This is a genomic window from Enterobacter cloacae complex sp. IR53030 (genome assembly GCF_049238365.1).
Taxonomy (GTDB): domain Bacteria; phylum Pseudomonadota; class Gammaproteobacteria; order Enterobacterales; family Enterobacteriaceae; genus Enterobacter; species Enterobacter kobei.
In genome coordinates, this window is record NZ_JBMKHA010000001.1 from 23,167 (window position 1) to 47,831 (window position 24,665).

The 24,665-nt window shown below is 58.7% G+C and carries 25 protein-coding genes; 14 read left to right on the forward strand and 11 right to left on the reverse strand.

Annotation, left to right across the window (positions count from 1 at the left end; translation table 11 throughout):
• Positions 1 to 27: 27 nt before the first annotated feature.
• The gene (fepB, locus tag ACOTXR_RS00110; protein ID WP_421766965.1) at positions 28 to 987 is read right to left on the reverse strand and encodes a Fe2+-enterobactin ABC transporter substrate-binding protein; all 960 of its coding nucleotides are present in this window, start codon (positions 985 to 987) and stop codon (positions 28 to 30) included.
• A 187-nt stretch (positions 988 to 1,174) separates the two neighbouring features.
• Here fepB and entC point away from each other — a divergent pair, with 187 nt between their 5' ends.
• The 7 genes from entC to ACOTXR_RS00145 all read left to right on the forward strand — a co-directional run bounded on the left by entC (position 1,175) and on the right by ACOTXR_RS00145 (position 8,516).
• Entirely contained in the window at positions 1,175 to 2,350 is a 1,176-nt protein-coding gene (gene entC, locus ACOTXR_RS00115; protein ID WP_048997041.1) for an isochorismate synthase EntC, read from the forward strand.
• Between the two features lie 9 nt (positions 2,351 to 2,359).
• Complete coding sequence (entE, locus tag ACOTXR_RS00120) at positions 2,360 to 3,970, forward strand: (2,3-dihydroxybenzoyl)adenylate synthase EntE (protein WP_058690360.1); 1,611 nt, start codon at positions 2,360 to 2,362, stop codon at positions 3,968 to 3,970.
• A 10-nt stretch (positions 3,971 to 3,980) separates the two neighbouring features.
• Positions 3,981 to 4,835 (forward strand): isochorismatase, encoded by an 855-nt coding sequence (locus ACOTXR_RS00125; RefSeq protein WP_014882952.1) that lies wholly within the window; start codon positions 3,981 to 3,983, stop codon positions 4,833 to 4,835.
• Positions 4,835 to 5,590 (forward strand): 2,3-dihydro-2,3-dihydroxybenzoate dehydrogenase EntA, encoded by a 756-nt coding sequence (gene entA, locus ACOTXR_RS00130; protein WP_045281625.1) that lies wholly within the window; start codon positions 4,835 to 4,837, stop codon positions 5,588 to 5,590. Before ACOTXR_RS00125 ends, entA begins: the two co-directional genes overlap by 1 nt.
• Positions 5,591 to 6,004 (forward strand): proofreading thioesterase EntH, encoded by a 414-nt coding sequence (gene entH / locus ACOTXR_RS00135; RefSeq protein WP_023332361.1) that lies wholly within the window; start codon positions 5,591 to 5,593, stop codon positions 6,002 to 6,004.
• Between the two features lie 149 nt (positions 6,005 to 6,153).
• The gene (cstA, locus tag ACOTXR_RS00140) at positions 6,154 to 8,259 is read left to right on the forward strand and encodes a pyruvate/proton symporter CstA (RefSeq protein WP_058690359.1); all 2,106 of its coding nucleotides are present in this window, start codon (positions 6,154 to 6,156) and stop codon (positions 8,257 to 8,259) included.
• 59 nt (positions 8,260 to 8,318) lie between these two features.
• Positions 8,319 to 8,516: a YbdD/YjiX family protein gene (locus ACOTXR_RS00145; protein ID WP_014169079.1), complete on the forward strand. Its 198-nt coding sequence runs from the start codon at positions 8,319 to 8,321 to the stop codon at positions 8,514 to 8,516.
• Here the strand turns inward: ACOTXR_RS00145 and ACOTXR_RS00150 are convergent.
• The 4 genes from ACOTXR_RS00150 to ACOTXR_RS00165 all read right to left on the reverse strand — a co-directional run bounded on the left by ACOTXR_RS00150 (position 8,513) and on the right by ACOTXR_RS00165 (position 11,269).
• Entirely contained in the window at positions 8,513 to 8,917 is a 405-nt protein-coding gene (locus ACOTXR_RS00150; protein WP_023336899.1) for a helix-turn-helix domain-containing protein, read from the reverse strand. The two genes, ACOTXR_RS00145 and ACOTXR_RS00150, sit on opposite strands and share 4 nt — an antisense overlap.
• A complete protein-coding gene (locus tag ACOTXR_RS00155; protein ID WP_023336900.1) occupies positions 8,898 to 9,194 on the reverse strand; it encodes a type II toxin-antitoxin system RelE family toxin in 297 nt (98 codons plus the stop codon). The genes ACOTXR_RS00150 and ACOTXR_RS00155 overlap by 20 nt, the downstream gene beginning before the upstream one ends.
• 183 nt (positions 9,195 to 9,377) lie before the next feature.
• Entirely contained in the window at positions 9,378 to 10,121 is a 744-nt protein-coding gene (locus tag ACOTXR_RS00160; protein WP_014882958.1) for an SDR family NAD(P)-dependent oxidoreductase, read from the reverse strand.
• Positions 10,122 to 10,180: 59 nt separating this feature from the next.
• Complete coding sequence (locus ACOTXR_RS00165) at positions 10,181 to 11,269, reverse strand: oxidoreductase (RefSeq protein WP_045281623.1); 1,089 nt, start codon at positions 11,267 to 11,269, stop codon at positions 10,181 to 10,183.
• Positions 11,270 to 11,428: 159 nt separating this feature from the next.
• Here ACOTXR_RS00165 and ACOTXR_RS00170 point away from each other — a divergent pair, with 159 nt between their 5' ends.
• The 4 genes from ACOTXR_RS00170 to ACOTXR_RS00185 are packed head-to-tail and all read left to right on the forward strand — an operon-like array spanning position 11,429 to position 16,245.
• The gene (locus ACOTXR_RS00170) at positions 11,429 to 12,931 is read left to right on the forward strand and encodes a sugar ABC transporter ATP-binding protein (protein ID WP_047624558.1); all 1,503 of its coding nucleotides are present in this window, start codon (positions 11,429 to 11,431) and stop codon (positions 12,929 to 12,931) included.
• The gene (locus ACOTXR_RS00175; protein WP_023332366.1) at positions 12,928 to 13,923 is read left to right on the forward strand and encodes an ABC transporter permease; all 996 of its coding nucleotides are present in this window, start codon (positions 12,928 to 12,930) and stop codon (positions 13,921 to 13,923) included. The genes ACOTXR_RS00170 and ACOTXR_RS00175 overlap by 4 nt, the downstream gene beginning before the upstream one ends.
• Before the next feature lie 19 nt (positions 13,924 to 13,942).
• A complete protein-coding gene (locus tag ACOTXR_RS00180; protein WP_058690357.1) occupies positions 13,943 to 15,007 on the forward strand; it encodes a sugar ABC transporter substrate-binding protein in 1,065 nt (354 codons plus the stop codon).
• The gene (locus ACOTXR_RS00185; RefSeq protein ID WP_050863292.1) at positions 15,004 to 16,245 is read left to right on the forward strand and encodes an LVIVD repeat-containing protein; all 1,242 of its coding nucleotides are present in this window, start codon (positions 15,004 to 15,006) and stop codon (positions 16,243 to 16,245) included. The genes ACOTXR_RS00180 and ACOTXR_RS00185 overlap by 4 nt, the downstream gene beginning before the upstream one ends.
• Positions 16,246 to 16,307: 62 nt before the next feature.
• Here the strand turns inward: ACOTXR_RS00185 and mtnK are convergent, their stop codons facing one another.
• Positions 16,308 to 17,507: an S-methyl-5-thioribose kinase gene (gene mtnK, locus ACOTXR_RS00190; RefSeq protein ID WP_032637211.1), complete on the reverse strand. Its 1,200-nt coding sequence runs from the start codon at positions 17,505 to 17,507 to the stop codon at positions 16,308 to 16,310.
• Between the two features lie 104 nt (positions 17,508 to 17,611).
• On the opposite strand from mtnK, the gene mtnA reads away from it, so the two are divergent.
• Both mtnA and ACOTXR_RS00200 read left to right on the forward strand, forming a co-directional pair.
• Positions 17,612 to 18,628, forward strand: coding sequence for an S-methyl-5-thioribose-1-phosphate isomerase (mtnA, locus tag ACOTXR_RS00195; RefSeq protein WP_023336906.1), 1,017 nt, complete (start codon positions 17,612 to 17,614; stop codon positions 18,626 to 18,628).
• 42 nt (positions 18,629 to 18,670) lie between these two features.
• Positions 18,671 to 19,156 carry an SRPBCC family protein gene (locus ACOTXR_RS00200; protein WP_047344410.1) on the forward strand — a complete coding sequence of 162 codons (486 nt, stop codon included), beginning with the start codon at positions 18,671 to 18,673 and terminating at the stop codon, positions 19,154 to 19,156.
• A 442-nt stretch (positions 19,157 to 19,598) separates the two neighbouring features.
• Here the strand turns inward: ACOTXR_RS00200 and ACOTXR_RS00205 are convergent, their stop codons facing one another.
• Genes ACOTXR_RS00205 through ACOTXR_RS00215 form a run of 3 tightly spaced genes read right to left on the reverse strand, consistent with a single transcriptional unit; the run spans position 19,599 to position 21,438 of the window.
• A complete protein-coding gene (locus ACOTXR_RS00205) occupies positions 19,599 to 20,141 on the reverse strand; it encodes a 1,2-dihydroxy-3-keto-5-methylthiopentene dioxygenase (protein WP_032637209.1) in 543 nt (180 codons plus the stop codon).
• Positions 20,138 to 20,827: an acireductone synthase gene (gene mtnC / locus ACOTXR_RS00210; protein ID WP_014882968.1), complete on the reverse strand. Its 690-nt coding sequence runs from the start codon at positions 20,825 to 20,827 to the stop codon at positions 20,138 to 20,140. The genes ACOTXR_RS00205 and mtnC overlap by 4 nt, the downstream gene beginning before the upstream one ends.
• Positions 20,824 to 21,438 carry a methylthioribulose 1-phosphate dehydratase gene (locus tag ACOTXR_RS00215; protein ID WP_058690356.1) on the reverse strand — a complete coding sequence of 205 codons (615 nt, stop codon included), beginning with the start codon at positions 21,436 to 21,438 and terminating at the stop codon, positions 20,824 to 20,826. The genes mtnC and ACOTXR_RS00215 overlap by 4 nt, the downstream gene beginning before the upstream one ends.
• 121 nt (positions 21,439 to 21,559) lie before the next feature.
• On the opposite strand from ACOTXR_RS00215, the gene ACOTXR_RS00220 reads away from it, so the two are divergent.
• Positions 21,560 to 22,720 (forward strand): pyridoxal phosphate-dependent aminotransferase, encoded by a 1,161-nt coding sequence (locus ACOTXR_RS00220; RefSeq protein ID WP_014882970.1) that lies wholly within the window; start codon positions 21,560 to 21,562, stop codon positions 22,718 to 22,720.
• Here ACOTXR_RS00220 and ACOTXR_RS00225 read toward each other — a convergent pair whose 3' ends face one another.
• Both ACOTXR_RS00225 and ACOTXR_RS00230 read right to left on the reverse strand, forming a co-directional pair.
• Complete coding sequence (locus tag ACOTXR_RS00225) at positions 22,721 to 23,347, reverse strand: IbrB-like domain-containing protein (protein WP_014882971.1); 627 nt, start codon at positions 23,345 to 23,347, stop codon at positions 22,721 to 22,723. It abuts the gene before it with no gap.
• A complete protein-coding gene (locus ACOTXR_RS00230; protein WP_023332379.1) occupies positions 23,332 to 24,555 on the reverse strand; it encodes a phosphoadenosine phosphosulfate reductase in 1,224 nt (407 codons plus the stop codon). The genes ACOTXR_RS00225 and ACOTXR_RS00230 overlap by 16 nt, the downstream gene beginning before the upstream one ends.
• Positions 24,556 to 24,665 lie beyond the last annotated feature (110 nt).

Sequence of the window (24,665 nt, forward strand, 5' to 3'; positions counted from 1 at the left end):
TAAGCGAAGCGCCACCGGGCGCAGTTATTACCTGAAAATTGACTCTAAACGCTGTAACACCAACATCGCGCTGTAATAATCCATGCGGAACGTCTCCGTTCCCAGCGCCCAGACGCGCTTGTTCTGCACAGCTGGCAGATGCGCCAGCAGCGGGTTGGCGTAGATCGCATCCACGTCTTTCTGGTCGCCGGCAAAGACAAACAGCCCTTCGCCGTTTAGCCCCGTCGCCAGGTTTTCCCCGCCTAGCTGAATAATGTCGTGGCGTTTCCCCTGGCTTTTCGAGGTATGCAACCCGGCAGGCAGGTCCGCCAGCGTAAAGCCCAACTGGTGCAGAAGCTTGCCCTGGGCCGATTCCGTGGTCCACAGGTTCGCCGTGTGTGCGGCGGCGGTATAGACGATGGCGTTTACTGGCTGCGGCGGCAGCGTCATCTGCTGCTTTACCTGGGCGAGCTGTTCATCAAATGCGGCAATGCGCTCGGCGGCCTGCTTTTCGTGTCCGGTCATCGTGCCCAGCTGCGTCAGCAGTTCCTGCCAGCTTTTGTCGTCGTAGTTGATGATAAGCGTGGGCGCGATGGCCGAGAGCTGATCGTACAGCGCCAGCGCCGAATCCCCGCCGGTGGCGCTGATCAAAATCAGATCCGGCATTTGGGCGGCCACCGCCTCTGCGCTGGGTTCACCAATATACAGCCGCGCAACCTTACGCTGTTTCGCAATGTCTCCCCACTGGCGCAGGAAACCCTGCGCATCCGCGACGCGGTTATTCGGCGTGGTCGCACCACTGGCGATAACCGGCGCATCAATTGCCAGCAGGGAGCCGGTCAGGGTCACGCTGGTGGAGACAATGCGCGTCGGTTTGTGCTCAAGGGTATGAACGCCACGGCTGTCGGTGACCTGACGCGGCCAGTCGGCGGCGACCGCTGAGGTTAGTCCTAAAACAAAAAATCCTGTCAGAAGAAGGGCATTGCGGCATATGGCAAGGAGTTTCACAGAGCGGCATCCTGTTTTTATTGAAGATAATGCTTCTCATTTTCATGGTTGCCGGGGAGGGATGCAAGCGTTTGTCGAACAAGTTATTTGTCCGGCGGTTGACAGCGGGTCGCTGTGGGATTAGGTTAGCCGACGAAAATATAAATGATAATCATTATTGCTTCTTTTATCGTTTGTGGAGGATGATATGGACACGTCCCTGGCTGAGGAAGTTCAGCACACCGCGACCACGCTGCCATCAGACAGCTTTTTCTTTATGTCGCCTTACCGCAGTTTTACCACCTCCGGCTGTTTTGCCCGCTTCAGTGAACCCGCCGTCGGCGGCGACGATCCGGCAGGTCACTTCCAGCAAAAATTAGCCCAGGCTTTCCGGAATGCGAAAGCCAGCGGCATTGCCCATCCGGTGATGGTGGGGGCCATTCCCTTTGATACCCGCAAGCCGTCGTCGCTGTTTATTCCGCAACGCTGGCAGACCTTTTCCCGTCCTGCGCGTCAGCAATCCGCACGTTATTTCTCCGGTTCACAGGCGCTGAAGGTGCAACAACGCACCGAGATCCCTGCGCAGTCCGTGTTTGAAGAGATGGTCGCGCGTGCAGCGTCGCTCACCGCCACCCCGCGGGTGAACAAGGTGGTGTTGTCGCGTCTGATTGATATCGCGGCTGACAAAAAGCTGGACAGCGGCGCCCTGATGGAGCGCCTTATCGCCCAGAATCCGGCCAGTTTTAACTTCCACGTACCGCTGGAGGACGGGGGCGTGCTGCTCGGCGCCAGTCCGGAACTGCTGCTGCGCAAAGAGGGCGCGCACTTTAGCTCGCTGCCGCTGGCAGGCTCCGCGCGTCGTCAGCCGGACGATGTACTGGATCGCGAGGCGGGTAATAAGCTGCTGGCGTCCGAAAAAGATCGCCACGAGCACGACCTGGTCACCCAGGCGATGAAAGCGATTCTGGAACCGCGCAGCCATCACCTGAGCATGCCGTCTTCTCCGCAGCTCATTACCACGCCAACGCTGTGGCACCTGGCAACGCCGGTGGAGGGCGAGGCGCGTGAAAACGAGAACGCCCTGACGCTGGCCTGCCTGCTGCACCCGACCCCGGCCCTGAGCGGCTTCCCGCATCAGGCGGCGAAAGCGCTGATTGCCGAGCTGGAACCGTTTGATCGCGAGCTGTTCGGCGGCATCGTCGGCTGGTGCGACAGCGAAGGGAACGGCGAGTGGGTGGTGACCATCCGCTGCGCGCGTCTGCATAACAATACCGTTCGCCTGTTTGCCGGCGCGGGCATTGTGCCTGCCTCCTCTCCGGTGGGCGAATGGCGTGAAACCGGTGTGAAGCTTTCCACCATGCTCAACGTGTTTGGTTTGCACTAAGGAAGACTGATGACCATTCCCTTTACCCGCTGGCCGGAGGATTTTGCCCGTCGCTACCGAGAAAAAGGCTACTGGCAGGATCTGCCGCTGACCCACATCCTGACGGACCATGCGGACAGCGATGCCGTGGCGATTATCGACGGCGATCGGCGCATCACCTATTGTAACTTTAATCAGGCGGTGAACAACCTCGCGTCCGCACTTCAGGCGCAGGGGCTGCACCGTGGCGAGACCGCACTGGTACAGCTCGGCAACGTGGCTGAGTTCTACATGACCTTCTTTGCGCTGCTGCACATTGGCGTCGCGCCGGTCAACGCGCTCTTTAGCCATCAGCGCAGCGAACTGAACGCCTACGCTATGCAGATCAAACCCGCCGTGCTGATTGCCGATCGCGATCACGCGCTGTTCGCGGGCGATGATTTCCTCAACACCTTCGTGGATGCGCATCGGTCGGTACGCGTTGTGCTCCTGCGCGGCGATAAGGGCGAACACGCCCTGGACGCGGCGATTGCCCGCCCGGCGGACCATTTCATCCCGAACCCGACGCCCGCCGATGAAGTGGCCTTCTTCCAGCTCTCCGGCGGCAGCACCGGCACGCCGAAGCTGATCCCGCGCACGCACAACGATTACGACTACAGCATCCGCCGCAGCAACGAGATTTGCGGCATTACCGCGAAGACCCGTTATCTGAACGCGCTGCCCGCGGCGCATAACTACGCCATGAGTTCGCCGGGATCGTTAGGCGTTTTCACGGCGGGTGGCTGTGTGGTGTTAGCGAGCGACCCGAGCGCCACGCTCTGCTTCCCGTTAATTGAGCAACATCAGATCAACGTCACCTCGCTGGTGCCACCGGCGGTCAGCCTGTGGTTGCAGGCGATTGCCGACGGCGCGGGGAACGCACAGCTTAAATCTCTCAAGCTCCTGCAGGTGGGCGGTGCGCGCCTTTCCGCCACGCTTGCCGCGCGCATTCCGGCGGAAATCGGCTGTCAGCTTCAGCAGGTGTTTGGCATGGCGGAAGGGCTGGTGAACTACACCGCGCTCGACGACGCCCCGGAACGCATCATCAATACCCAGGGCCGCCCGATGTGTCCGGACGACGAAGTGTGGGTGGCAGATGAACACGGCAATCCGCTGCCGCGCGGGGAAGTCGGGCGTCTGATGACGCGCGGGCCGTACACCTTCCGCGGCTATTTTAACAGCCCGGAACACAACGCCAGCGCCTTCGATGCAGAAGGTTTTTACTGCTCCGGGGATCTGATCGCCATCGACGAGCAGGGCTATATCACCGTGCAGGGGCGCGAGAAAGATCAGATCAACCGCGGCGGAGAGAAGATCGCCGCGGAAGAGATCGAAAACCTGCTGCTGCGCCATGAGTCGGTGATCCACGCCGCGCTGGTGAGCATGGAGGACAGCCTGCTGGGCGAAAAGAGCTGCGCGTATCTGGTGGTGAAAAAGCCCCTGCGCGCGGTCGAGGTGCGCCGCTTCCTTCGCGAGGAGGGCGTTGCCGAGTTTAAACTGCCGGACCGCGTGGAGAGCGTGGATGCGCTCCCGCTGACGCCGGTCGGCAAAGTTGATAAGAAACAGTTGCGCCTGTGGCTGGCTGAACGGGCACAGGGCTGAGGAACAGAGTATGGCCATTCCAAAATTAACCGCTTACGCGCTGCCGACCGCTGCAGAACTGCCAGCCAATAAAGTGAACTGGGCGTTCGAGCCAGAACGTGCCGCGCTGCTGATCCACGACATGCAGGAGTATTTCCTGAATTTCTGGGGCGAAAACAGCGCCATGATGCAACAGGTGGTGGCGAATATCGCCAGACTTCGCGCGTACTGCAAAGCGCACAATATTCCGGTGTACTACACCGCGCAGCCAAAAGAGCAGAGCGATGAGGACCGCGCCCTGCTGAACGACATGTGGGGGCCGGGCCTGACCCGCTCGCCGGACCAGCAGCGTATTGTGGCCGAACTGACGCCGGACGAAGCGGACACCGTGCTGGTGAAGTGGCGCTATAGCGCGTTCCATCGTTCGCCGCTGGAGCAGATGCTGAAAGAGACCGGCCGCAACCAGTTGCTGATTACCGGCGTGTACGCCCACATCGGCTGTATGACCACCGCGACCGATGCCTTTATGCGCGACATCAAGCCGTTCTTTATCGCCGACGCGCTGGCGGATTTCACCCGCGACGAGCACCTGATGTCCCTCAACTACGTTGCCGGGCGTTCAGGCCGCGTGGTGATGACCGACGAGCTGCTGCCGTCCATTCCGGCATCGAAAACGGCGCTGCGCGCGCTGATCCTGCCGCTGCTGGACGAGTCCGATGAGCCGATGGATGACGAAAACCTGATCGACTATGGTCTGGACTCGGTGCGCATGATGGCGCTGGCCGCCCGCTGGCGCAAAGTGCATGGCGATATCGACTTCGTGATGCTGGCCAAAAATCCTACCCTCGACGCCTGGTGGGCGCTGCTCTCCCGCGAGGTGAAGTGATGTCGGGATTTGATTTCAGCGGCAAAACCGTCTGGGTGACGGGCGCGGGGAAGGGGATTGGCTACGCGACGGCGCTGGCGTTTGTTGACGCGGGCGCGCAGGTGACCGGGTTCGATCTGGCCTTCCCGCAGGACGACTACCCCTTCGCGACTGAAACGCTGGACGTAGCAAATGCCGCGCAGGTGAGTGACGTGTGTGGCCGCGTGCTGGCTTCGCTTGAACGCCTGGACGTGCTGGTCAACGCGGCGGGTATTCTGCGTATGGGGGCGACGGACCAGCTCTCGCAGGAGGACTGGCAGCAGACCTTCGCGGTTAACGTTGGCGGCGCGTTCAACCTGTTCCAGCAGACGATGGGCCAGTTTCGCCGTCAGCAGGGCGGGGCGATCGTCACCGTCGCCTCTGACGCGGCACATACGCCGCGTATCGGGATGAGCGCCTACGGCGCCTCGAAAGCGGCACTGAAAAGCCTCGCCCTGACCGTCGGCCTGGAGCTGGCGGGCAGCGGCGTACGCTGTAACCTGGTGTCGCCGGGGTCAACGGACACCGATATGCAGCGCACCCTGTGGACGAACGACGATGCACAGCAGCAGCGCATTCGCGGTTTTGGCGAGCAGTTCAAGCTTGGTATTCCGCTTGGCAAAATCGCCCGTCCGCAGGAGATTGCCAGTACCGTGCTGTTCCTTGCCTCCGATGCCGCCAGCCATATCACTCTGCAGGATATCGTGGTGGACGGCGGCTCCACGCTGGGGGCGTAAATGATCTGGAAACGTCATTTATCGCTCGACGAGCTGAACGCGACCAGCATGAACACCCTGGTGGCGCATCTGGGCATCGTCTATACCCGCCTCGGCGACGACACGCTCGAGGCCGAGATGCCGGTGGATGGGCGTACCCATCAGCCGTTTGGCCTGCTGCACGGCGGCGCCTCAGCCGCGCTGGCGGAAACGCTGGGGTCGATGGCCGGATTTCTGATGACCCGTGACGGGCAAAGCGTCGTGGGCACCGAACTGAACGCCACACACCACCGTGCCGTGGCGCAGGGGAAGGTGCGTGGGGTGTGCCAGCCGCTGCATCTGGGGAGAACCAACCAGAGCTGGGAAATCGTGGTTTTCGACGAGCAGGGACGACGATGCTGTACCTGCAGGTTGAGTACGATGGTGTTGGGGTAAGTCATTTAGCTGAAAGTGATCGGCTTAACACTGTGGTGTAAATCTCTGGTTTGACCACACATTATTGCGTTTCAGAGTTGTTAAATATTTGCCGTTGTTCTAGAAACAAAATGTAACATCTCACTGTTTCACAACAACGGATAACCACGATGAACAACTCAGGGAAATACCTTACATGGGCAGGGCTCTCCGTTGTGGGAGCTTTTGCCCTGGGCTATATCGCCCTCAACCGGGGGGAACAGATCAATGCGCTCTGGATCGTTGTCGCCTCCGTCTGCATTTATCTGATCGCGTATCGTTTTTATGGCCGCTATATCGCGAAAACCGTCCTGGGCGTTGATGCGACGCGCATGACGCCTGCCGTACGTCATAATGACGGTCTGGACTACGTCCCGACCGACAAAAAAGTGCTGTTCGGTCACCATTTTGCGGCGATTGCCGGGGCGGGCCCACTGGTGGGGCCGGTGCTGGCGGCCCAGATGGGCTACCTGCCCGGGATGATCTGGATCCTCGCGGGCGTGGTGCTGGCGGGCGCGGTGCAGGACTTCATGGTGCTGTTCGTCTCCACCCGCCGCGACGGCCGCTCGCTGGGCGAGCTGGTGAAAGAGGAGATGGGGGCAACCGCCGGGGTGATTGCCCTGGTGGCGACCTTTATGATCATGGTGATCATCCTCGCGGTGCTGGCGATGATTGTGGTGAAAGCGCTGACCCACAGCCCGTGGGGGACGTACACCGTCGCGTTCACCATACCGCTGGCGCTGTTTATGGGGATCTACATTCGCTACCTGCGCCCGGGCCGCATTGGTGAAGTGTCGGTGATTGGCCTGGTGTTCCTGGTGTTCGCCATTATTTCCGGCGGCTGGGTGGCGGAAAGCCCGACCTGGGCACCGTTCTTCGACTTTACCGGTATACAGCTGACCTGGATGCTGGTGGGGTATGGCTTTGTGGCGGCGGTGCTGCCGGTGTGGCTGCTGTTGGCCCCGCGTGACTACCTCTCTACGTTCCTGAAAATCGGTACCATCGTCGGGCTGGCGATCGGCATTCTGATTATGCGTCCGACCCTGACCATGCCTGCGCTGACTAAGTTCATCGACGGTACCGGCCCGGTCTGGACCGGCAACCTGTTCCCGTTCCTGTTTATCACCATCGCCTGCGGTGCGGTGTCTGGTTTCCACGCGCTGATTGCCTCCGGGACCACGCCGAAGATGCTGGCGAATGAAAATCAGGCCTGCCTGATTGGCTACGGCGGTATGCTGATGGAATCCTTCGTCGCCATTATGGCGCTGGTTTCCGCCTGTATTATCGACCCGGGCGTCTACTTCGCGATGAACAGCCCGATGGCGGTACTGTCCCCGGCCGGGACCGCTGACGTCGTGGCGTCTGCTGCGCAGGTGGTCAGCGGCTGGGGCTTTGCGATTACCCCTGAAACGTTGACGCATATCGCTAATGAGGTGGGCGAGCAGTCAATTATCTCCCGTGCGGGTGGTGCGCCAACGCTGGCGGTGGGTATGGCCTACATTCTCCACGGTGCGCTGGGTGGGCTTATGGACGTGTCGTTCTGGTATCACTTCGCCATTCTGTTCGAGGCGCTGTTTATCCTGACGGCGGTGGATGCCGGTACGCGTGCGGCGCGCTTTATGCTGCAGGATCTGCTGGGGGTGATCTCCCCGAACCTGAAGCGTACCGATTCGCTCCCGGCAAACCTGCTGGCGACGGCGCTGTGCGTGCTGGCGTGGGGCTACTTCCTGCATCAGGGCGTGGTGGATCCGCTCGGCGGCATTAACACGCTCTGGCCGCTGTTCGGTATTGCCAACCAGATGCTGGCAGGCATGGCGCTGATGCTCTGCGCGGTGGTGCTGTTCAAAATGAAGCGCCAGCGCTATGCGTGGGTGGCGCTGGTGCCGACCGCGTGGCTGCTGATTTGTACCCTGACGGCAGGCTGGCAGAAAGCCTTCAGCCCGGATAACAAAGTGGGCTTCCTGGCGATTGCCAACAAGTTCCAGGCGATGATCGACAGCGGCAAGATCCCGGCGCAGTACACCGAGTCTCAGCTGTCGCAGCTGGTGTTTAATAACCGTCTGGATGCCGGGCTGACCATCTTCTTTATGGTGGTGGTCGTGGTGCTGGCGTTGTATTCTCTTAAAACCGCGCTGGCAGCATTGAAAGTGGATAAGCCAACGGCGAAAGAGACACCGTATGAGCCAATGCCTGAAAACCTGGAAGAGATTGTCACCCAGGCGAAAGGGGCGCATTAACCAGTGTGCCGGGTGGCGCTAGCGCTTACCCGGCCTACATTTCCTGTGAGACCAGAACGATGTTCGACACCCTCTCCAAAGCAGGTAAGTACCTGGGCCAGGCCGCCAAAATGATGATTGGTGTGCCGGACTACGACAACTACGTTGAACATATGCGCGTCAACCACCCGGACCAGACGCCCATGACCTACGAAGCCTTTTTCCGCGACCGCCAGGACGCCCGCTACGGCGGCAAGGGCGGGGCGAAGTGCTGTTAACCCTCTTTCGGTAAATAGAGGCTGATCTGTTCCTGCTTGCAGCCGTAAATTGCCGCGAGCTTTTCGCGGGTGCGCTTTTGCGGACGGGAGTCCAGCGCTTCCAGCTGTGAGACGGCGGACTGGGTGATGCCGAGTTTCTGCGCCACCTCCTGCTGGGATAACCCGCAATGGATGCGCCACGCGGCCTGCAGGCTGACGTTCTCGCTATGCATGATGTCGCACACTTCCCCCGGTAAACCTACGTCATCATAACAATCGTGTTCGACTTCAATATCCTCCAGATCATCGTCGGTTTCGTCGTCGATTTCTGCCATCTGTAAGCACATACGAAAGTATTCATCATAGGGAATAACCACGTACTGCGTTTTTCCGTCATCGTCCTTAATTAGCTGAACAGCCATAGGGGGCTTTCTCCTCGTGAAGGTAGGTCGTTGATGTTCTGTGCTTGACGGCCAAAACATAACAATGTTTATCGGGATCGTCCCGAAGTGTAATCAGAATGCGGTAATCGCCAACGCGTAGCCGGAAATGATTTTCTGTCGCCGATATTTTTTTGATATCGGGCCGGGGAGCTGAGCGATCGTCTAGCTCAGAAAGTTTAACTTTGATTCTTCGCTGATATCGGCCATCGATTTTGGAAAACTCTTTCTTTGCATTCTTTGACCAGACAATCTTCATCCGTACCTCCACTGTACGCCCACACAAAATATAAGGAAATAATAAGACTATTAGATAAAATCCGAATTTCTAATGGGGTACTGTAGAGCGGCGAAAAACCGCGAGAAAGCGGCAAAACGCAAACCGTCGAGGCGGCCCGGAAGAGCCTCTGCCGGGTGACAGAGGCTTGCAGAAAATATGCGATCAGGCGTTCAAACCGCCGTCCACGTCCAGACCGGTACCGGAGATCTGCCCGGCGGCCGGGCTGGCGAGGAAAGTGACTGCCGCCGCGATGTCTTCCGGCTGACCGTAATGGCCGACCGCAATCATCTGGCGCTGGGCTTCCGCCTGTTCCCCGTCCTCCGGGTTCATATCGCTGTTGGTCGGACCGGGATGCACCAGGTTGACGGTGATGCCGCGCGGGCCGAGATCGCGCGCCAGGCCGCGGGTAAGAGAGTTGAGAGCCGACTTGGTCATGGAGTAAACGGCAATACCGGGCATGGCCACGCGGTTTGCCAGGCAGCTGCCGATGTTAATGATGCGCCCGCCGTCAGACATGTGCACCAGCGCTTCCTGAATGGCGATCACCACGCCGCGGATGTTGACGTTGATCAGGGCGTCAATGTCAGCCAGCGTCATGGACTCCAGCGGACCACCGCGCGCGATCCCGGCGTTGTTGACCAGAATGTCCAGCCCGCCGAGCGCGCGCGCCGCATGGGTGACGGCATCCTGAATCGCCTGCGCGCTGGCGCTGTCAGCCTGTACGGCTTCACCGTATCGGCCAAGCGCTTTTATCTCATCGGCGACCGCCTGGGCTTTATCGGCTGATTTTTCATACGTTATAACCACATCGGCACCGGCGCGGGCCAGCGACAGGGCTATCGCACGGCCCAACCCACGGCTGGCGCCGGTAACCAGCGCTTTCTTACCTGTTAAATCGATCTGCATGATGACCTCGTTGCGAGAGAGTGGTGAGAATCATCATTAGGTATAGACGGTCGGCGCATTTAACGGGGGAATGTTTCCACCTTCTCAAACGCGGCGCGCAGAACGTAAGGGGTTAACTCAACGGGCAGATAATGAATCGACTCCACCGGACGCAGAGTGTGGGTAATAACCTTATCCAGCGCGTCGCGGTTATTAATATCAACGTCCAGTTCGCGTAGCCGGGTCGGCAGGTTAAAGCGTTGATAGGCCGCCACCAGCTGCGCCAGCACGTCGTCCTGGCCGAGCAGGGCGCTTTGCACCAGAATGCCGTAGGCCACCTTGGTGCCGTGCAGGTATTTTTCCGTCTGCGGCAGCACGGTTAACCCGTTATGTACGGCATGCGCCGCCGCCACGCGGGTGTAGCGCTCGCCCAGACCGCCGACCATTCCACCGCCGGCAACGATCGCATCCACTACGTCCCGGAACGCCTGCGATAACTCGCCACGCTGTTGGTCTGCCAGCGCTTCCTCGCTGCGTTCCAGCAGCACGTCGCGGATCGCCAGCGCGCTGTTGATGCCCAGCCGCACGGTCAGGGGCAGGTTTTCCGGCTCAGGTGCCAACACAACCGCTTCGTACCACTTCGCCAGCGTGTCGCCGATGCCCGCCAGCAGGTATTCCGCCGGGGCATTGAGAACGATCTGCGGCTCCACCAGCACCAGGAAGTTCGCGTCGTCGAAAATCTCAAACTGCAACGCCTGGCCTTCATCGTTGTACCAGACGGAGAGCGGGGTCCACGCCGCGCAGGTCGCGGCGATGGTGGGGATGCCCACGAACGGTACACCTGAACGGCGCGCCACGGCTTTGACGGTATCCATCACCGCGCCGCCGCCGATGCCTATCACCACGCTGACGTCGCTGCCGGCTTCATTCACCAGGTGGCTGACGTCGCGCTCGCTGCAGTGGCCCTTAAACAGCAGGTGTTTTGCCCCCGGCGCGTCAAAGCTCGCTGGCAGGAAAGGGCGCGCGGCTTCGATGGCGCGCTCGCCGTAAATCCACACCGCGCGGGAAAGCTGCTCCGGCGTGAAGAAATCATTGAGATGCGCAAGGCTGCCTGGGTGGGAGAAGTAGTTCGCCGGGCCGGGCACGACGCGGATATCGGTATTGCTCATGGTGTTGTCCTTTTTTAGCACGCGCTAACCCGATTTTATGTCTGGACATCCGGATGGCTAATAATATTTCGCTTTATCTTATGCCTTTTCCGTCGTTGTCAGTCAACCGGCGCTGTGAAAAATTCGATAAATCAGAAGAGTAATGAAGGATTTACGCGGATGGTTTCCAGTCGCCTTGAGATGCGTGGTATAAGCCTGGCCTTTTCCGGCTTTCAGGCGCTGTCACGGGTGGACTTTACCCTGAGCGGCGGGTCGGTGCATGCGCTGACCGGCGCCAACGGCGCGGGGAAATCGACGCTGATGGCGGTGCTGTGCGGAACGCACGATCGCTATGAAGGCGAGATTTGCATTAACAACCAGTCGGTGACTATCCGCGAGCCGCTGGACGCCAAGCGGCTGGGCATTCACCTTGTGCAGCAGGAAGTGGACGTGGCGCTGATCCCGGGGCTGAGCATTGCCGAGAACATCATGCTCGACCAGCTTGCGCAGCCCGGGCACCGCTTCAGCTGGCGTGCGGTTCGTCACCAGGCGAGACAGGCGCTGGCGCAACTGGACGTGTCCATGGATGTTCGGCGATCGGTCGACAGCTGCACGCTTGCTGAAAAACAGCAGATTTTGCTGGCGCGGGCGCTGTCCCATCATTGCCGTTTTTTAATTCTGGATGAACCCACCGCACCGCTGGATGCACACGAAAGCGAGCGCCTGTTTGCGGTTGTGAGACGCCTGCAGCAGCAGGGCATCGGCGTAGTGTTTATCTCGCACCGTATTCACGAGCTGAAAGCCATCTGCGACACCCTGACGGTGCTGCGTGACGGCAAGCTGATTGAGTCCGGCCCGATGGCCGATCTCAGCGGCGAAGCGATCGTTGAGAAGATGCTTGGCCACGTGCTGAGCGATATTTACCCGCCTGCTCGCCCCCCGCACAGCGACGAAACGTTGCTGCGCGTAGAGGGTCTGCACGATGACGCGCTGCTGAATGATATCTCCCTTCACCTGCGCAAAGGCGAAATTCTGGGCATTGCCGGGCTGGCGGGCGCGGGCAAAACCGAACTTTGCAAGGCGCTGTTTGGCGCCACGAAAAGCCGGGTGGCACAAGGCGAGTTGAATCATCAGCCCTGGAAACCGCGCGACCCGGCCGACTCGGTGCTGCGCGGGCTGGCGCTGGTGCCGGAGGAGCGGCGCAAGGAGGGCATTTTTATCGACGAGCCCGTGAGCATGAACCTTGCCGTGTGCGCCGATAACAGCTTCTCGCGCTGGAGCCTGTTTGGTCATCGTCAGGCGTGGCGCTGGGCAGAAGAGGTGATTGCCCGCGTCGGCGTGCGTGCGCGGGGGCCGGGGCAGGTGCTGCGCCGTTTGTCCGGCGGCAACCAGCAGAAGGTCGCCATCGGTAAATGGCTGCGTAATGATGCCAGCGTGCTGATTTTCGATGAGCCGACGAAGGGCGTGGACGTGAAAGCCAAAACCGATCTGTTCCAGCTGATTGACGGCCTGGCGCGCGAGGGCAAAGGGGTGATTTATGCCTCGGGTGAATTTGCCGAGCTGGTCGGGCTGTGCGACCGCATCTGCGTGCTGTGGGACGGACGTATCGTGGCGGAAATCGCCGGGGCCGAGGCCCGTGAAGAGACACTACTTTATTATTCAACCGGAGGATCGGCGTCGTGAGTAAGGCCCTTTCAGTGACTGCGGCGGCGTCAGGCCGTCAGCATATTTTCGATTTTCTCTACAAGTGGGGCATGTTGCTGACCGTCGTCGCGCTGGTGGCGGTGTTTGGCCTGGCCTCGGACAACTTCCTCGATCCGAACAACATCATCAACATATTGCGGGCGATCGCCATCGTGACGGTGATTGCCATTGGCGTATCGATTTCGCTGACCGTCGGCGGGTTCGATCTCTCCGTGGGATCCACCGCGTCGCTGGCAAACGCGCTGGTGATATCGCTTTTCGTCTGGCACGGCTTCGGCACTACCGAGTCGATTCTGATTACCCTTGCGCTCTGCACGCTGGTGGGGCTGTTCAACGCGTTTCTGATCGTCATCCTGCGTATTCCGGACATGCTCGCGACCCTCGCCAGCCTGTTTGTGATCCAGGGCGTGGCGATGACTTACAGCTATGGCGGGTCGATTACCGAAAACATGGTGCTGCCGAGCGGTGATATGGCGGAAGGGACCATTCCGGCGGCGTTCAGCCTGCTGGGGCAGGTGCCGACCATCGTCATCATCATGCTGGTGGTGACGGTTCTCGCGCAGCTGGGACTGTCCCTCACCACGCATGGCCGACGCATGTACGCCATCGGCGGCAACCCGGAAGCCGCGCGCCTCTCCGGTATTCGCACCACGCGCTACAAGGTGGCAGCTTACGTGATCGCCTCGCTGCTGGCGGGGCTGGGCGGGATTTTGCTGGCCTCGCGCATTGGCTCGTCGCAGGTGAATGCCGGGGGCGGTTATCTGATGGATGCGGTGGCCGCGGCGTGGATCGGCTTCTCGCTGGCGGGTTCCGGCAAGCCGAACGCGCTGGGGACGCTGGTTGGGGCAGTTATTCTCGGCGTGCTGTCGAACGGGCTGGTGATGCTCTCCGTGCCGTATTACGCCATGGACATTATAAAAGGGCTGGTGCTCGCGGTGGCGCTGGCGATGACCTACATACAAAAACGCTGATAACACAACAGGATAAAAAATGAAAAAAATTGCACGCTCATTGGTAGCACTTGGATTATTGACTGCGCTGCCAGGCTTCGCGGCCACGCCCGCACCGGTGCCGGCTGCCATTGCGAACCACGAGGGTCCGATCCGCATCGCGGTGATCCGCAACCTCGGCTCCGACGACAACACCACGCAGTTTGTGGCGGGGGCGATTCAGGAAGGGAAGAAACTCGGCTTTAAGGTCAGCACTTTTTTAAGCAACGGGGACGATGCCAAATTCCAGGACTTCGTGAACCAGGCAATCAGCCAGAAGTACGACGGGATTATCCTGTCTCAGGGGCGCGATCCGTACTCCACCGCGCTGGTGAAGAAGGCGGTGGATGCCGGGATTAAAGTCGCCGTGTTTGATACGGCGGTGAACGGCGAGATCCCGGGCGTGACCGTTACTCAGCAGGATGATGCTTCGCTGACGAACCTCTCCTTCGGCCAGCTGGCGAAAGATTTCAACGGCAAGGCCAATATTGTCAAGCTGTGGGTGGCGGGCTTCCCGCCGATGGAGCGTCGTCAGGCGGCGTTCAAGGAACTGCAAAAACAGTATCCGGAGATCAAAGAGCTGGAATCCATTGGTGCGGTCTCCTCTGACGTGCAGGGGGATACCGCCAACAAGGTGGGCGCTATCCTGGCGAAATACCCGAAAGGAAAAATCGACGCTATCTGGGGCACCTGGGATGCCTTCAGCCAGGGCGCGTATAAGGCGCTGAAAGAGAACGGGCGCACCGAGATCAAACTCTACAGCATCGATATATCTAACCAGGATCTGCAGCTGATGCGCGAGCCGGGTAGCCCGTGGAAGGTAAGCGTGGCGGTGGATCCGAAGTTGATTGGCGCAACCAACGTGCGTTTGATCGCCAATAAGATTGCCGGAGAAGCGACCCCGGCAACCTATGACTTTAAAGCCGCTGCCATTCCGCAGGCGCTGCTGACCGCCCAGCCGGGTGGGGTGAACGTGGCGTCGCTTGGGAAAATCATTCCGGGCTGGGGCCAGACGGACGATTTTATCGCGCCGTGGTTTGCGACGCTGGAAGCTAAAAATAAATGAGTGTGCTCCCTACGCCCGAATACAGCCGCAATATGCGGCTGATTGGCCATAGCGACCAGGGCGGTCGCCCGGACGGCGTGCAGCTGATGGTGCATCACGGTTTCGCGTATATCGGTCATATGGTGTCGCAGGGTTTTTCCATCGTCGATGTGCGCGACCCGAAAAACCCGAAAGCGGCAGGTTATGTTCCCGCGCCGCCCGGCACCTGGAACGTGCATTTGCAGGCGCATGACGATCTGTTGCTGGTGATCAACGCCCGGGATCTGTTTGCCGATGCCCGCTTTGCCGATGAGAAGGTTTACTACACCCGTCAGGTGGGGGAGACCGTCAGCGACGTGCGGGACAAAGGCTGGAGCGCCGGGCTGCGGGTGTTTGATATCTCTACCCCGGACAAGCCGCGTGAAATCGGCTTTCTTTCGCTGAACGGCATCGGGATCCACCGCATCTGGTACGTCGGCGGGCGCTGGGCGTACGTGTCGGCGCTGATTGACGGCTTTACCGATTATATCTTTCTGACCATCGACCTGGCCGACCCGCGCAAGCCTGAAGTGGCGGGGCGCTGGTGGCTGCCCGGGATGAACCAGGCCGAAGGGGAAAAGCCCAGTTGGCCCGAAGGGAAGCGCTACGCGCTGCACCACGCGATTATCGCCGGCGATACCGCCTATGGGAGCTGGCGCGACGGTGGCCTGACGCTGCTGGACGTGAAAGACCGCACTCAACCAAAGCTGATTAGCCATCGCAACTGGAGCCCGCCGTTTGGTGGCGGGACGCATACCGCGCTGCCGCTGCCGGACCGTTCCCTGCTGGTGGTGCTCGACGAAGCGGTGCTGGATAACCAGGAGGATGGGGAGAAGCTGATCTGGCTGTTTGATATCCGCGAGCCGTCGAACCCGGTGAGTATCTCGACTTTCCCGCAGCCGGATGAAACCGACTACGTGGCGAAAGGGGCGCACTTTGGGCCGCACAACCTGCACGAGAACCGGCCGGGGAGTTTTGTCAGCTCGACTCTGATTTTTGCCACTTACCAGAACGCGGGCGTACGCGCGTATGACATTTCCAACCCGTATCGCCCGGTGGAGACCGGTGCGCTGGTGCCAGCTGCGCCGGAAAGAATGATGGATACGCGGCCGAATCGCCCGCAGGTGATCCAGTCCTGCGACGTGTTTGTGGATGCTCAGGGGATTATCTACAGCACGGATTATAACGGTGGGTTGTCGGTGATTGAGTATTTAGGGTGAGTGCGGTTTGGTGCCCTCACCCCGACCCTCTCCCACGGGGAGAGGGAGAAAACCAGAAGCACTCAGCTGTACTGCCGCACGCGTGCCACCAGCTCTTCCGCGCTGTCGATGCGCTCGGCAATGACAATCAACGCCTTGCCGAGGGTAATCGCATGGCGCAGGCATTCGTGGCGCATGGCGTCATCCTGAATGGTGTCGATATCCGCGACGTGGGAAAGCCCGACGCTGCGGCGAATCAGTTCGGTGCCGCAGAAACCAATGGCGTCATGCCAGACCTTTTTCAGAAACGCGGAAGCATAGCCCGGCGCACTGAGCGCGGCGTCTCGCGTTTTTTCGTTTGCTAATGCCTGGAAGCGCTCCGCGAAGGTGTTCCACAGCGCCTGAATGTCGATCAGGCGCTGCTCGCGGGCGGCGGCGGCATCGCGAATACCCAGATGCCCCGGCAGGCCGCAGAAGTTGAGCAGCAGGTTGCCAATGGCAGTGCCGACGTCAAAGCCAATCGGGCCAACGTAGCCGAACTCGGCGTCAATGGCCTTCAGGCTGCCGTCCGCCACAAAAATAGAGCCGCTGTGAATATCCCCGTGCAGCAGCGCTTCAGCGTGTGAGAAAAAGCGATGCTTCAGGGAGGCCACGGCAATTTTCAACTGGGCATCGTCGCGCAGGGCGGCGACGTCATTTTCCAGCTCGACCGGGTAGTTGTTGCGTTCGTGGATCTGGTACGGATCGTTGAAGAACAGATCTTCGGTGATCTCACACATCTCCGGGTTGATGAATTTCGCTACCTGCGCTTTTTTCGCGTGCGGATGCAGGTAGAAATCGCTGGTGTGGAACAGCGTGTATGCGAGGTATTCACCCAGCTGACGCGCGGCCTGAGGATAGTGATTGTTTTTAATCAGCTCGCCGCGCCAGATGCGATGGCTGGAGAGATCCTCCATCACCATCACCGCCAGTTCCGGGTCAAAGTGGTGGATTTTCACGGTGTGCTGCGGGCTGTGCTGGTAATGCTCGACCAGGGTTTGCGCCTCCAGACGGGCGCGGTCCAGCGTCAGCGGCCAGGACTCGCCGACGCAGCGCACGTAGGGCAGCGCCTGTTTGACGATGACGCGGCTTGTGCCTTGGGCATCAAAAATTTTGAAAACCAGATTGAGGTTGCCGTCGCCCACTTCCTGCGCCTCCACCAGCGAGGAAGGATCGTCGAGTCCACCAAACTGCCTGGCATACTCCACGGCGTCCTGAGCGGTAAAGGTACGGTATTGCGACATGGCCTGCTCCTCACGAGTTTGCTAATAAAGACATGTAGACGTCTATACATCTGGATTTCATCCTGACACAATGTGCTACAACAACGCAACAGGGAATTAACGACATGCAGACATTACAGACGACCAGCCTGCGGGTGGCGGATAATCAGCTCTTTATTCTCGACCAGCAGGCGCTTCCGCAGGAGAAACGCTGGCTTGAGGCCTCCACGGTAGAGACGCTGGTCGGGCATATCCATGCTCTGCGCGTGCGCGGTGCGCCGCTGATTGGTCTCTCTGCAAGCCTGCTGCTGGCATTGCTGGCGGAAAGCGGCAAAAGCCGTGATGAACTCGCCGTGGCGCTGGAAACCCTGCGCGCGTCCCGCCCGACGGCGGTGAACCTGATGAACAACCTTGACCGTATGAAGCTGGCGCTCTGGCAGGAAGATTTCGTTTCGGCGCTGGTGTCTGAAGCGCTGCGCCTGATTTCTGAAGACAGGCAGTTGTGTGACGCTATCGCCCGCGCGGGCAGCGCGCTGGTGACGCCCGGTAGCCGCCTGCTGACCCACTGCAACACCGGCGGGCTGGCAACGGCGGGCGTGGGGACGGCGCTAGGCGTGATTGCCCGCGCCTATCAGGAGGGAAATGTCAGCAACGTCTGGGTGGATGAAACCCGTCCGCTGCTGCAGGGGGGCAGGTTGACCGCGTGGGAGCTGGGCGAGCTGGGCGTGCCGTATCGGCTGATTACCGACTCCATGGCGGCAAGCCTGATGGCCAAAGGACAGGTCGACGCCGTGTGGGTAGGGGCCGATCGCATTGCCGCTAACGGCGACGTGGCGAACAAGATCGGCACCTATTCCCTGGCGGTGCTGGCGAAATTCCACGGCATTCCGTTCTACGTGGCCGCGCCGCAAACGACCCTCGATCCGGACTGCCCGAACGGGGACGCGATCCCGATTGAGCAGCGCGCCGCCAGTGAGGTGACGGGCGTTGCGGGAAGTTTTGGGGCGGTGCAGTGGGCGCCGGAAAACGCCCTGGTCTATAACCCAGCGTTTGACGTTACGCCAGCCTCGTTGATTAGCGGCTGGGTGCTGGATACGGGCGTAGTGACGCCGGAAGAAGTGGCAAACGGGAAATTCGCCTGAGTCCGGCTATCCTTTAAGGGGTTCCCTTTAGAGGACGATATCGTGACGCTTGATCCTGATACTGACTTAAAACTGGAGCGCGTGGTGGATGCACCGCGCGACCTGCTGTGGCTCTGCTGGACCACGCCCGAGCACATCAAAAACTTCTTTATTCCTGCTCCCCATAAAGTGACCGAATGCGACCTCGACCTGCGCGTGGGCGGTCGGTTCAATACCGTATTTGAGGTGGACGGACAGCGGATGGATAACCGGGGTGTGTTTCTTGAAATCGACCCGGGAAAAAAACTGGTCTTTACCGACGGTTATACGGAAGGCTGGAAACCGGCCGAGAAGCCGTTTATGACGGCGATTTTGCTGCTGGAGGAGGTGGGCGAGGGCAAAACCCGCTATACGGCAATTGCGCGCCACCCGACGAAGGAAATTCGTGAGCAGCATGAACAGATGGGCTTCCACGAAGGGTGGGGGATTGTGCTGGATCAGCTGGTGGGGTATGTGAAAGGGCTTAGAACCTCTCTCCCAAAGGGTTGAGATTTCCCCACAAAATTATGTCAGCACGGAACAATCCTCTCTCCCTTTGGGAGAGGGTTAGGGTGAGGGGAACATACGGCTTTAGTGGTCATTCCGTTCACGTAATGTTCTTTGCTACTCTGTAACGACATGACCGGTGAACGTGCTAGGGTGGCTCAATCGCCACCACCCTGGCAACCCGGGCTCCCGGCGGTAAATCGCCGCGTCGCGGTGCCCTCAGCTTATTCCTTCAGGCTATCGGGTCGGGCATGAGCCTGCATCCCTGCAGGCCAGGCCCTCTCGGCGCATCCGTGCGCCTCGCCCCGGCCTTACGGAAACGCTTCGGCGATTTACAGCCGGACCAGGGCATCGCTGAAAGCCTTCAGTCATTCTGAAAGCAGCTTATTGCTTCTGCTAACAAATTACCGGGGATTCCTCAGCCCACATGGAGAGGGAGAAAAGATTATGCCAGACGTGGATACGCATCCGCGATCGCATCACCGGTAAACTGCGCAACCCAGCCTTCCGGGTTATCGAAAATACGGATCGCGGTAAAGTTCGGCTCTGAACCCATATCAAACCAGTGCGGCGTACCCGCGGGTACGGAGATCAGATCGTTTTTCTCGCACAAAACCTGATAGACCTCATCGCCAATGTGCAGGCAGAACAATCCCGCGCCTTCCACGAAGAAGCGCACTTCATCTTCGCCGTGAGTATGTTCGCTCAGGAACTTTGCGCGCAGCGCGTCTTTTTGTGGGTTATCGGCCCGCAGGCTGATGACGTCCCAGCTCTGATAACCTTTCTCTGCCACCAGTTTGTCGATCGCATGCTGGTAAGCCTCAATCACTGCCTCCGGGGCGGGATCCTGACCTAAATCGCGGTCCGCGTCCCAGCGTTCAAAACGTACGCCTTTGGCGTTGAGCTGCCGGGCGATCTCGGCGACGTCGGTGCTGTGCCACTTTGGTTGACTGGCGTCTTTATCAGAATAGACAGTTAATGCGCTCATGAAGGGATCTGCTCCGGGTTTATCTCGTCAAACTGGTGGACCTGATGGTGATGGCTTGCCCCGTCATCATCGCCGCGAATCAGCTGCAGGGTACGAAAGCCTGCCTGTTCAGCCGCGTCCAGCTCCTGATGAATATCTGACAGGAACAGGATCTGCGACGGCGCGATACCCGTTTGGGCCGCAATGTTCTGGTAAGACGCCACCTCGCGCTTGGCGCCGATGTGGGTATCAAAATAGCCGCTGAACAGATGAGTAATATCACCTTCGTCGCTGTAGCCAAATAACAGTTTCTGTGCGGCGACCGATCCCGAGGAATAAACATAGAGATCAATCCCTTGCGCTTTCCATTTTTCCAGCGCAGGCAGGACGTCCGGGTAGAGGTGGCCGGTAAAGTCGCCATTCACGTAGCCATCGTGCCAGATGATCCCCTGCAGCGCTTTGAGCGCCGTGGATTTACGGTCTTCATCCATAAAGGCAAAGAGGGCGTCAATAAGCTCGCTGACGCTGGCGTGCGGGTTACCGATTTCATCGCGCAGATTGTCCAGAATGGATTTGACCGGCTCGGCGTACTGCTGCGCGGTGACGAACGCCGCCAGCCGCTCACGCGCGTAGGGGAACAAAACATCGTGGACAAAACGGATATCGCTGGTGGTCCCTTCAATATCCGTCACAATTGCGCGAATCATACTCTCTCCAGTTGTCGTAAACGCATTTTGCATTCAAAAAGAAATTCCAGTCCCTCCAGATGACGGCGGGCCTCGGCCACATCGCGTCCCCAGCAGGTTAAGCCATGACCGCGCAGAAGAAAACCATAATTAAGCGGGCGTTCCTGCGCGTAATGGGCGATTCGCGAGGCGAGGGCGTCGATATCCTGGTCATTATCAAACACCGGGATGGAGACGGTATCCAGATGGGTGGCCTGTCCGGTAAGCGATTTTTGCATCTCAAAGCCGCTGATGTTCAGCTCGGTTTCCCTGACCAGACGTGACAGCACCGTCGCGTTGACGGTGTGAACGTGCAGGACAGCGTTGGCCTCGGGGAACAGGCGATAAATGAGGGTGTGTAGCCCGGTCTCTGCCGACGGCTTGCGGCCTGACGGCGCACGGTTTGTGGCGATCTCGACCTGCAGAAAATCCGCCGTGGTCAGGCTGCCTTTGTCTTTACCGGATTCGCTCAACCAGCAGAGGTGTTCATCCTCTCGCACAGACATGTTGCCACCGGTGGCGGGTGCCCAGCCTTTGGCGCCAATCCAGCGGCAGGCGTCGACAAGTTGTGTGAGTTGCAGGTTGTCTGCCATTGCCTTTTACCTCTCGACCAGGAATATTGATATGGTATAGACGTCTAAGCGTCTTGATTGCCAAATGGTAACATCGTGTTATAGTGGCAGCAACATAAGTATTACATGCAGGCACCGCATAATGAGTAATAACGCATTGATTCCTCAGAGTAAACTTCCTAATCTCGGCACCACCATCTTTACGCAGATGAGCGCTCTGGCACAGCAGCACAACGCCATTAATCTCTCTCAGGGATTCCCGGATTTTGACGGACCGGCCTGGTTGCAGGAACGACTGGCGTACCACGTTGCGCAGGGAGCAAATCAGTATGCGCCGATGACGGGCGTGCAGGCGCTGCGGGAAGCCATTGCGGATAAAACGGCGGAATTGTATGGCCATAAACCGGATGCGAATAGCGACATCACGGTGACGGCAGGGGCGACCGAAGCGCTGTATGCGGCCATCACCGCGCTGGTGCGCGCGGGCGATGAGGTCATCTGTTTTGACCCCAGTTACGACAGCTACGCGCCTGCGGTTGAACTCTCTGGCGGCGTGGTGAAACGCGTGGCGCTGCAGCCGCCGCATTTCCGCCCGGACTGGCGGGCGTTCGCTGCGCTGCTGAGCGATAAAACGCGGCTGGTGATCCTGAATACGCCCCATAACCCGTCTGCGAGCGTGTGGCAGAAAGCCGATTTTGCCGCGCTGTGGCAGGCCATTGCCGAACGTGAAATTTATGTCCTGAGCGACGAGGTGTATGAGCACATCTGTTTTACTAAAGAAGGGCACGCCAGCGTGCTGGCCCATCCGCAGCTTCGTGAACGTGCCGTGGCCGTGTCGTCATTTGGCAAAACGTACCATATGACCGGCTGGAAGGTGGGGTATTGCGTGGCACCTGCCGCCATCAGCGCTGAATTACGTAAGGTACACCAGTACCTGACGTTTGCGGTGAATACCCCGGCTCAGCTGGCGCTGGCGGACATGCTACGCGATGAACCACAGCATTATCGCGACCTCCCGGATTTTTACCGTGCACGCCGGGATCTGTTTGTGACCGCACTGGCTCAAAGTCGCCTGGAAATTTTGCCTTCCGAGGGGACGTACTTCCTGCTGGCTGACTACAGCGCCATTTCCGATCTGGATGATGTCAGTTTCTGCCAGTGGCTGACAAAAGAAGTCGGCGTGGCCGCTATTCCGTTGTCGGTGTTCTGCGCCGATCCTTTTCCGCATAAACTGATTCGTCTCTGCTTTGCGAAGCAGGAATCGACGCTACTGGCTGCGGCAGAGCGTTTGAACACGCTCTGATTATTTCACCGTCCAGGCTTCTGAGTAACGACGGTCTGCAAACAGTTCCAGCAGGCCGTTGATTTGTTTGAGACGCAGCACCTCGTCACCATCCATACCGAGCTCTTCGCTAATTCTTTCATTGCTCCAGCCAAGCTGCGCAAGTTCTCGAACGATTTCAGACATCGCGTTGATTTGATGCCGTCCGCGTGCGCGGTTGTGTCGGATGGTCGAGGCCATGCGGTCATATTTACCGAGTCGTTCCTGACGCAGGCACGTGACAGGCAGGTAACCCTTCAGCTTGCGCTTTAACGCAGCCCGACTTTTGCCAATCTCATGACGATGAAAACCATCCACAATTTCATAATGTTGTGGTTCGTTTTCTGTTACAACAATAGGCTGGGTGAATCCATCAAGTTCCAGCGACTTAATGAGCAACCGTTTTTCCGGTGGGGCAACATTATTGGGGTTGTAATCGTTAGCCGTGATAGCGTCCTGTTTGATCCACAATACGCAGTCGATGGGTTGATCGTTAAACGGGCTATATTTATGCAGTGCCTGGCGAAAGGCATTAATGGCGTTAATTTGGTCCTCTTCAGGAAGTGACTGAAGGTACGTTTCGATTTCGTTGATTATTCTTTGTCGCATAAAATGCCCCACTCCTTGCGTTTTGCCTTCACTCTGTCGCTGTAGCGCTGATAATGTTTGGGTTTGTTTGGGCTGAAAGACAGCGCTCTGCACCAGTAGTCGTTATTAAGTAAAACCTTACAAACGCGGCGCCATGAAGGGATGTCTTTGGCACCGATATCGCCCTCCTGGGTATCGGGAATATCCTCCATGCCCCTCTTCTGGTACCAGTGCAGATATATGGCGATTTTATTGCGGTAATGCTCGGCCGTATTCTGCGGCATGCTGTCGAGAAGCAGCAGGGCATATTCCCGCCAGCAAAGATGGTCCGGCTTGAGTATTTTGCGGTGACCGTAAAAATGGTTGTCGTGCCCGGCGTAAATTCCGCCGCTACGCGCGCCGCTGACACGTGCGCACATGGTCGCCCAGCGTTCGGGCTCTACAACATGATAGAGCCATAAGCCCTGACGCTGTTCCGGGCCAAAAGGTTCGCAGATGCGCATATAGCGCGGTGGTACGCCGGCCTGATACATAAGGTCATAGAGTGTGTTATAGCTATTGCCGGTTTTTGCAAACCAGGTCCAGATATCCGCGGTTTTCCAGTCGTAGAGAGGATAGATATACCAGGCATGCCCACCCGGTGCGACGGTCGTCCAGGGTTTATCATCGGCAAAGCGTTGTTTACGCGCTGATGCGATAGCCAGAAAACGGTTGTATGACTCATCGGCGCGTATCCCGACCATGACGGCGGCCGGGCGGTTGAGAGAGAACCAGTCCGAGAAACTGCGCACAAAGGTCTCAAAAGACATTCCCCCCTGGTAAAAGGGGAAAAAGGCGGGATCTGTTATGGCATCGTCAGGCGGTTGCCGTACCCACTCGGTATTGGGTTCCCAGCATTGCCACTCTGGCTGGAATTGCGACAGGGAATTTTGCGTGGTGAGGGGAAGCGCTACCCACCAGAAACGATCGATGACATCGCTGTATAAGGCGCGCATATGTTCGACATGATTAATGGTGTAAGTAAATTGCGCTTCCCAGTCTATAAAGAGAACGTCTATTTTGCGTTTCATTTTACGGGCGCATAATGCCGTCAGATGTAACATGACGGTGGAATCTTTTCCCCCTGAAAAAGAGACACACACCCTGGATAAATTCTCCAGGGTCCATTTTATTCGCTCTTGCGTGGCATCGACTACGTTTTGATTCAATGGAAATTTGTAAAGTGACATATCAATCCATTACTGAGTGATACTTATCAGATGGCGCATGAATAATGGGGATAATACTCTTAGAGAGAAGATAATTATAGGTAAAAATTAATCATATAATTACGCCAAAT

Coding starts and splice junctions, on each gene's coding strand:
- ACOTXR_RS00160 (WP_014882958.1), bottom strand. CDS start 10,121: ATGCAGATCGATTTAACAGGTAAGAAAGCGCTGGTTACCGGCGCCAGC.
- ACOTXR_RS00125 (WP_014882952.1), top strand. CDS start 3,981: ATGGCCATTCCAAAATTAACCGCTTACGCGCTGCCGACCGCTGCAGAA.
- ACOTXR_RS00170 (WP_047624558.1), top strand. CDS start 11,429: ATGGTTTCCAGTCGCCTTGAGATGCGTGGTATAAGCCTGGCCTTTTCC.
- entC (WP_048997041.1), top strand. CDS start 1,175: ATGGACACGTCCCTGGCTGAGGAAGTTCAGCACACCGCGACCACGCTG.
- mtnA (WP_023336906.1), top strand. CDS start 17,612: ATGCAGACATTACAGACGACCAGCCTGCGGGTGGCGGATAATCAGCTC.
- entH (WP_023332361.1), top strand. CDS start 5,591: ATGATCTGGAAACGTCATTTATCGCTCGACGAGCTGAACGCGACCAGC.
- cstA (WP_058690359.1), top strand. CDS start 6,154: ATGAACAACTCAGGGAAATACCTTACATGGGCAGGGCTCTCCGTTGTG.
- mtnC (WP_014882968.1), bottom strand. CDS start 20,827: ATGATTCGCGCAATTGTGACGGATATTGAAGGGACCACCAGCGATATC.
- ACOTXR_RS00220 (WP_014882970.1), top strand. CDS start 21,560: ATGAGTAATAACGCATTGATTCCTCAGAGTAAACTTCCTAATCTCGGC.
- ACOTXR_RS00225 (WP_014882971.1), bottom strand. CDS start 23,347: ATGCGACAAAGAATAATCAACGAAATCGAAACGTACCTTCAGTCACTT.
- ACOTXR_RS00185 (WP_050863292.1), top strand. CDS start 15,004: ATGAGTGTGCTCCCTACGCCCGAATACAGCCGCAATATGCGGCTGATT.
- ACOTXR_RS00155 (WP_023336900.1), bottom strand. CDS start 9,194: ATGAAGATTGTCTGGTCAAAGAATGCAAAGAAAGAGTTTTCCAAAATC.
- ACOTXR_RS00215 (WP_058690356.1), bottom strand. CDS start 21,438: ATGGCAGACAACCTGCAACTCACACAACTTGTCGACGCCTGCCGCTGG.
- ACOTXR_RS00150 (WP_023336899.1), bottom strand. CDS start 8,917: ATGGCTGTTCAGCTAATTAAGGACGATGACGGAAAAACGCAGTACGTG.
- ACOTXR_RS00145 (WP_014169079.1), top strand. CDS start 8,319: ATGTTCGACACCCTCTCCAAAGCAGGTAAGTACCTGGGCCAGGCCGCC.
- entE (WP_058690360.1), top strand. CDS start 2,360: ATGACCATTCCCTTTACCCGCTGGCCGGAGGATTTTGCCCGTCGCTAC.
- ACOTXR_RS00230 (WP_023332379.1), bottom strand. CDS start 24,555: ATGTCACTTTACAAATTTCCATTGAATCAAAACGTAGTCGATGCCACG.
- ACOTXR_RS00165 (WP_045281623.1), bottom strand. CDS start 11,269: ATGAGCAATACCGATATCCGCGTCGTGCCCGGCCCGGCGAACTACTTC.
- mtnK (WP_032637211.1), bottom strand. CDS start 17,507: ATGTCGCAATACCGTACCTTTACCGCTCAGGACGCCGTGGAGTATGCC.
- ACOTXR_RS00205 (WP_032637209.1), bottom strand. CDS start 20,141: ATGAGCGCATTAACTGTCTATTCTGATAAAGACGCCAGTCAACCAAAG.
- entA (WP_045281625.1), top strand. CDS start 4,835: ATGTCGGGATTTGATTTCAGCGGCAAAACCGTCTGGGTGACGGGCGCG.
- ACOTXR_RS00180 (WP_058690357.1), top strand. CDS start 13,943: ATGAAAAAAATTGCACGCTCATTGGTAGCACTTGGATTATTGACTGCG.